The organism is Carboxydocella sp. JDF658, from assembly GCF_002049395.1.
In the GTDB taxonomy this organism is placed as follows: Bacteria; Bacillota.
This window is the reverse complement of sequence record NZ_BDLR01000045.1, coordinates 141,697-148,329: the sequence shown is the minus strand read 5'-3', so window position 1 is coordinate 148,329 and position 6,633 is coordinate 141,697. Positions and strand designations below refer to the sequence as shown.

Below are 6,633 nucleotides of genomic sequence, written 5' to 3'. Positions count from 1 at the left end.
TCTCCGTGAGTCCGGTCTGGCACTGCCGGACCGGTCGGGAGTAGTGGGCGCACTGGCACGCCCTGCGGTCAACCTGTTCGTGTGGAGAAAAACCACACCGTCAGGCCGTGAACAGGGAACGTTCGGGCAGGCCGCTTAGGTCTGTACCGGGCAGCCGCGAATTATAAAACCAACCACTTCTAGAAGGGGAACCCCACCCCTTTTAGGGGTGGGAGGATGTCAGAGCAACTTATGCGGAAACTGGCAGTCCAATGCTACCGGACATTCCTGGCACCGGGGCCGGCGCGCCTTGCACCAGGTACGCCCCAGAAAGATAAGCCAGTGATGGGCCTGACCCCACCGTTCCCGGGGTAACAGCGCCATTAACTGTTCTTCCGTATCTCTGACATTATCCGCCCGGGCCAATCCCAGCCGGTTGGCCACCCGGAAAACATGGGTATCTACCGCCAGGGCCGGCTGTCCGAAAGCATTATTCAACACCACATTGGCTGTTTTGCGCCCTACCCCGGGCAGGCTCTCCAGCTCCTTCCTCTGGTCTGGAACCTGCCCGCCATACTTTTCCACCAGTTGCCTGGCCATGGCCACCAGATGCCGGGCTTTGTTATGATAGAGGCCACAGCCCTTGATATACTCTTCCACTTCCTCCACTCCAGCCCGGGCCAGGGCCTGAGCATCGGGAAAACGGGCAAACAAGGCTGGAGTGAGTTTATTTACCTGTTCATCAGTGGACTGGGCAGAGAGGATAGTAGCTACCAGCAGCTCAAAGGGATTACGGTATTGAAGGGCAGGCCTGGGGTCAGGCCAGATGTGGGCCAGCTGATCGAGAATCCTGTTAGCCAGTTCCCTGTTCATACCATAACCACCCTGTTCCTGCCCTCGGCTTTAGCCCGATACAAAGCCATGTCAGCCCGATTGACCAGCTCGTTGGCCATGGTCTTATAATCCCCCAGAGATGGTACCCCCACCAGGTCCGCAACCCCAAAGCTGGCTGAAAGGGGCAGCTTTTCGCCCTGAGCATCAACCTGGACCTCAGCCAGCTTTTGGCGCATGCGTTCAGCCAACTGACTGGCGGCACTCCCTGAAGTACTGGGACAGATGATAATAAATTCCTCCCCGCCATAACGCCCCAGGATATCCGCCTTGCGGGTACTGGCCCGCAGCAAGTCTGCCACCTGGCGCAAAACCTCATCACCAACCAAATGACCATACGTATCATTGATATTTTTGAAGTAATCTACATCCACCATAATCACCGAAAGCGGCTCTCCATAACGCAGAGCATGGGCCACCTCTGAGGGCAGTCGATTCATGACATAGCGCCGGTTGTAACACTGGGTGAGGGGATCGGTAATAGCCATCTCTTCCAGTAAACGATTGCGGCGTTCCAGCTCTCCCCGCTGTTCCTGTAATTCATCCAGGGTTGCTTCCGCTTCGGCCCGTACTTGCTGGAGCTGGGCCATCATTTCATTGATAGCCAGGGCCAGTTTTTCAATCTCCCGGTAAGAATACACCCTGACCGGGCTGGAATAATCTCCGGCAGCGATACGCTGAGTGGCTTCCACCAGTTCCTCCAGGGGCTGGGTCAGTCGTTTGCTCAGATAGTTGAACAGGGGCATAATTCCGGCAATAAGCAAAAGCAAACTGATACCCGCCACTTCAAAAGCCAGCAGTCTTAGCTGGTCTGCCATTTTATTGATATTGCTTTCCACAATCAGTACCCAGTCCGCCTTGCGTAAATAGCTCCAGTGGCCCACCACCGGTTCCCCGGCATGATTTTGATATTTGTGCACTTGCCGGTAAAGGCGATCCTCCATTATCGCTTTCCAATCCGGATAAAGCCGCTGTCCGCTTTGCTCCTTATCCAGAAGTTTACGCTCTGCCGAAGCAACAATAGTTGTCCCGGTGGCAGTGGTCAGGTAAATCTGAAAATCCCCGTCCAGATTGACCATCTCAAGGATTTCCCGCAAGTGTTCCAGGTTCAGAGTAACGATTAAAATCCCCTGAATTTTTCCTCCCAGGTACAGAGGTCTGGCCTGTACCAGCACCGGGCTGCCGGTAACCCGACTAACTACTGGCTCGGACATCACTGTCTTTCCTGCCAGTGCTGCCTTGAAATAGGCCCGATCGGCAACATTCAGGCTATTATCCCCAGTACTGTTGGCCCAAACCCAACCGGCTGGATCAGCTACACCAATGGCATCCAGTTCAGAAAACTCCCTGGTTTCATGAACAAGCCAGGCCTGTAATTTTTCTCGATCATTCAGCAATCTGTTAGCCTCTTCGGCTAACTGCTGCAGTTTAGCTATTTTTTCCGCCTGCCATTTTTCCACCGCTGCCTTCAGCCGTTCATCCACTTCCTGGACATTGTTCTGGAGTGCTTCTTCATATTTGGTGATAGCCAGATATTGAAAAGTGAGAATCTGAATAATACAAAACGCCAGAAAGGCCAGGGCAAAATGTTTCATTATTGAAATCCGCAGGGGCCTTTTTTCCACCATCCTCCGCCGCCCATCCTTTCCCTTAACACCTTACCCTTTATCATAACAAATATTTTGCCAGAATGGAATTATATGATAGTATTGTTTTAGTGAAAAAAAACAAACTAAGGGAAGAGGTGTCTTATGATTACCAGAGAACTGATTGACCGCATTAATGAACTGGCCCGCAAACAAAGACAGGCTGGCCTGACCCCGGCGGAAAAGGAAGAACAGGCCATCCTGCGCCGACAGTACATTGAGAATATCAAAGCCCAGGTTAAACAAACTCTGGAAAGCATCGAATTTGTTGAGGAACTGCCAGAAATGGAATTCTCCTGTTCCTGTGGTTGTCAGGGAAAACACCATCACCATCACTAAATTTTTTTCCAGAAAATCCTTGACAGACAGAAAACTTTTTGCCATAATATAATCGTAACAATAATGATTACTAATAAGGGGGAAGATAATGATGAGTACTACTGACAATCTGAAAGCCGCTTTTGCCGGCGAATCCCAGGCCAACCGCAAATATCTGGCCTTTGCCAAGCAGGCTGAAAAAGAAGGTTATCCCGGTGTAGCCAAACTGTTCCGCGCTGCTGCCGAAGCGGAAACTATTCACGCTCATGCCCATCTGCGGGTTTTGGGAGAAATCAAGAGCACAGCTGAAAACCTGCAGGCTGCCATCCAGGGTGAAACCTACGAGTTTGAAAAAATGTATCCCGGGTTCATTGCCACAGCCCAGCAGGAAGGCAATAAGCAGGCTGAAAGGTCCTTCCACATGGCCAATGAAGCGGAAAAAGTCCATGAACAACTGTTTTCCAAAGCTCTGGCCAATCTGGAAAGCAAGTTCGATGCCGAATATTTTGTGTGTGAAGTCTGTGGTCATATTGCCGAAGGGAATGCACCTGACAAATGCCCCATCTGTGGCGTCCCTGGCAGCAAATATTTTCAGGTAAAATAAAGCTTCTACCAGCCCCTCTGTCTAATACAGAGGGGTTATTCTTTACCCGGGAACAGGCATATATATGTGGTAAATCCTCGGGTTTGGAGGCAAACCATGAGTTACTGCATTCTCTGTTTTGACGGTGGCGGTGTGCGGGGGATTTATGCTTCGCTCCTCTTGCAGCGCCTGAGTACCCACCATCCCGCCCTTCTCGCCCAAGCAGATCTGCTGGCCGGTACCTCCAGTGGTTCTTTTATTGCCCTGGCCCTGGCAGCCGGCCTTACCCCGGAACGCTTACTGGAATTTTTCTCAGTCGATACGGCAAAACAAATTTTCCGTCCCCGTTATTTTAATCTCTGGCGGCCACGTTATCAGCAGCGTCAGCTGAAAAAAGTCCTGGAGCAGATTTTTCCTCCTGATTTGTGCCTCAAAGATTTAAGGAAAAAAGTGGTGATCCCCACCTTTCAGGTAGCTCAGATGCGAGCCCCCTGCTGGCAACCCATCTTTTATCACAATTTTCCCGATTCACCTTATCTGAATTTACGGGTTCTTGATGTGGCGCTGGCCTCCAGCGCCGCCCCTACTTTTTTCCCCGCTCATCGTGGCCACATTGACGGCGGGGTAATTGCCAACAACCCCAGTCTGGTCGCTCTGGGCCTGGCAGTCGATCCCGCCGGAGCCAGTCGGGAACTAAAAGAAATAGTTTTACTGTCTATCGGTACAGGCTTAGGACCTCATCGGCTGCCAGAACACACCGAACACTGGGGGATTTTACAATGGACATTTATCCTTACCTCCGGCTGTCAGGTTGAATTTCCCCTGCTTACTGTCCTGACGGAAGGAGATGTGGAGGCTGATGCCCGTATCGCCTCCAGCCTGCTCGGTCATCGCTATTTTCGCTTAAATCCGCTCCTGCCTCGCCCGGTTATTCTTGATGCCTGGCAGGAAATCCCCCGGCTCCGCCGCTGGGCAGAACTGGTGAATCTCACCGAAACCCTGACCTGGTTACAACAGCACTGGTAATGTATATTAACACCCTCTGTTCACACATACTAACAAGCGGAGGTGATATTTATGACCCCGCAGATGACCAGTGACTGGGAACAATGGAAACAAACCCTGCATTCTTTGGTAGATCTAGGTGAACGGGTAGGCCTGGAGGAGGAAACTATCAGCAAGGCCGCCTATAAACTGGGTAACTTCCTGGCTGATAAAGTGGACCCCAAAAACCGCGAACAGCGCCTGCTCAAAGAACTATGGGATGCTGGTGATGAAGAAGAGCGCAAGGTTCTGGCCCATTTGATCATTAAAATGGTTAACCGGGATGATGTCGCCCAGCATTAAGTATTTACAGAGCCGACCGGTTTATCCGGCCGGCTCTGCTGTTTGTCCAAATTGCTCCCGGTATAACCGGGCGTAGCGGCCATTTAGTGCCAGCAGCTCCTGATGGGTTCCTTCCTCCACAATTTTCCCCCCGGCCAGCACCAGGATGCGGTCTGCCGAGAGAATAGTGGAAAGCCGATGGGCAATCACCAGGGATGTCCGAGTTTTTAGTAAAGGTTCTAAAGCCTGCTGAATCAGCTGCTCCGAATGGGAATCCAGGCTGGAAGTAGCCTCATCGAGAATAAAGATGCGGGGGTTTTTTAAAATCACCCGGGCCAGGGCCAGCCGCTGTTTCTCCCCACCGGAAAGCCGATAGCCCCGCTCCCCTACTACCGTATCATACCCTTCCGGCAAAGACATAATCAGGTCATGGATATGAGCTGCCCTGGCCGCTGCCACCATTTCCGCTTCTGTCGCATCAGGCTTGCCGTAGAGGAGGTTTTCCCGCACAGTAGCATGAAAGAGAATGGTCTCCTGGGTCACCAGCCCGATATGCCGGCTCAGGGTAGCCAGGCTTAAATCCCTGATGTCAATTCCATCTAATCGCACTTCCCCCTGCCAGGGGTCAAAAAATCGTGGTACCAGGTAGCTGATAGTGCTCTTCCCTGCCCCACTGGGCCCCACAATCGCCACTGTCTGTCCGGGTTCAATGGCAAAACTCACTCCTTGCAGGATAGGCCGGTCTTTTTCATAGCCAAACCAGACATCCCGGAATTCCAGCCTCCCTTTAATTTCCGTCAGAGTAACCGATTCCCCTTTTTCCTGCACCTCAGGCACTTCATCCAGAAAGGCAAACAAACGCTCAAACAGGGCCAGGGAACCCTGGATGTTCACCACCAGGTTGGCCAGGGCTGAAACCGGCATATAGAGCCGGCTGAGATAGGCAGTAAATGCAACTACTGTCCCTATGCTGAGCTCCCCTTTGATAGCCTGCCAGCCCCCAAACCAGTAGATAAAAGCAGGGCCGGCGGCGGTGATTACCCCCAGCAACATAAAAAACCAGCGGCCGATCATTTTCTGTTTTAGCTCTAACTCCAGCAGCTCCCGGTTCTCCCGGGCAAACCTGCTGTTTTCTTCCCACTGGCGGCCAAAGGCCCGGATCAGCATGGCCCCGGAAATGTTGAGGGTTTCCTGCATCAGACTGGACAAGTCCGCCAGTTTCTGCTGGGCCATTTTACGGGCCCGGTAATTCATGCGGCCTACCTGGCGGGTGGGTAAAACCAGAGCCGGCAAAACCACCAGGGCCACCAGGGTCAAACGCCAGTCCAGCCAGAACATGGAGCCCAGAGTAACCAGAAAAACCAGGCCATTATTGAAAAGCCCGGTAATGGTATCCCCCACCACATTCTGTAAGCCCCCCACATCATTGGTTAACCGGGAAATGATCTCCCCTGTCTTGTGGCGGACAAAAAAACTGAGACTGAGTTGCTGCAAATGTTCATACATTTGCTGGCGCAAAGTATACATCAGCTTCTGTCCAATCAGAGTAGCCAGATAAAACTGAGCCACCCCCAGCAATCCCCCCAGCAAAGCTGTTGCAATTATCCCAGCCACCAGCAGGTTTAATAACCCCAGTTTCCCCTGGGGGATTGCCTGGTCCAGAATCAGTTTAATCAGATAGGGCTGTAATGCCCCCATAACCGCTCCCCCTAGAATACAGAGCAGCACCAGCAACCATTGCCGCCAGTAAGGCCGCAGATACCCTGCTATTCGCGTTAACAAACGGGGGTCCGGTTTGGTAATTTTCTTCTCCTCCAGACCCCAATCCACTCCACTGAATGGATGGGCCATTTTCTCTCCCTCCCAGCAGGAATTTTGCCTGAACAGGCG

Annotated in this window: 7 protein-coding genes; 4 read left to right on the top strand and 3 right to left on the bottom strand. The window is 52.2% G+C overall.

Translation table 11 applies throughout. From position 1 onward, the window contains the following. Nucleotides 1-219: 219 nt before the first annotated feature. Nucleotides 220-852, bottom strand: a complete 633-nt coding sequence (gene nth / locus JDF658_RS08825) for an endonuclease III (RefSeq protein WP_078665801.1) — start codon at nucleotides 850-852, stop codon at nucleotides 220-222. Further along, nucleotides 849-2,498: a diguanylate cyclase gene (locus JDF658_RS08820; protein WP_079907262.1), complete on the bottom strand. Its 1,650-nt coding sequence runs from the start codon at nucleotides 2,496-2,498 to the stop codon at nucleotides 849-851. Before JDF658_RS08820 ends, nth begins: the two co-directional genes overlap by 4 nt. A 123-nt stretch (nucleotides 2,499-2,621) precedes the next feature. Between JDF658_RS08820 and JDF658_RS08815 the strand changes: the two genes are divergently transcribed. From JDF658_RS08815 to JDF658_RS08800, 4 genes are all read left to right on the top strand, one after another. Then, nucleotides 2,622-2,855 carry a DUF896 domain-containing protein gene (locus JDF658_RS08815; RefSeq protein WP_078665799.1) on the top strand — a complete coding sequence of 78 codons (234 nt, stop codon included), beginning with the start codon at nucleotides 2,622-2,624 and terminating at the stop codon, nucleotides 2,853-2,855. 91 nt (nucleotides 2,856-2,946) lie between these two features. Beyond that, the gene (locus JDF658_RS08810; RefSeq protein WP_079907261.1) at nucleotides 2,947-3,438 is read left to right on the top strand and encodes a rubrerythrin family protein; all 492 of its coding nucleotides are present in this window, start codon (nucleotides 2,947-2,949) and stop codon (nucleotides 3,436-3,438) included. A gap of 96 nt (nucleotides 3,439-3,534) precedes the next feature. Then, entirely contained in the window at nucleotides 3,535-4,443 is a 909-nt protein-coding gene (locus JDF658_RS08805) for a patatin-like phospholipase family protein (protein ID WP_079907260.1), read from the top strand. Nucleotides 4,444-4,494: 51 nt separating this feature from the next. Further along, nucleotides 4,495-4,764: a DUF3243 domain-containing protein gene (locus JDF658_RS08800; protein ID WP_079907258.1), complete on the top strand. Its 270-nt coding sequence runs from the start codon at nucleotides 4,495-4,497 to the stop codon at nucleotides 4,762-4,764. Between the two features lie 21 nt (nucleotides 4,765-4,785). On the opposite strand, the gene JDF658_RS08795 is transcribed toward JDF658_RS08800, so the two are convergent. Then, entirely contained in the window at nucleotides 4,786-6,594 is a 1,809-nt protein-coding gene (locus JDF658_RS08795) for an ABC transporter ATP-binding protein (RefSeq protein ID WP_079907256.1), read from the bottom strand. Between the last annotated feature and the right edge of the window lie 39 nt (nucleotides 6,595-6,633).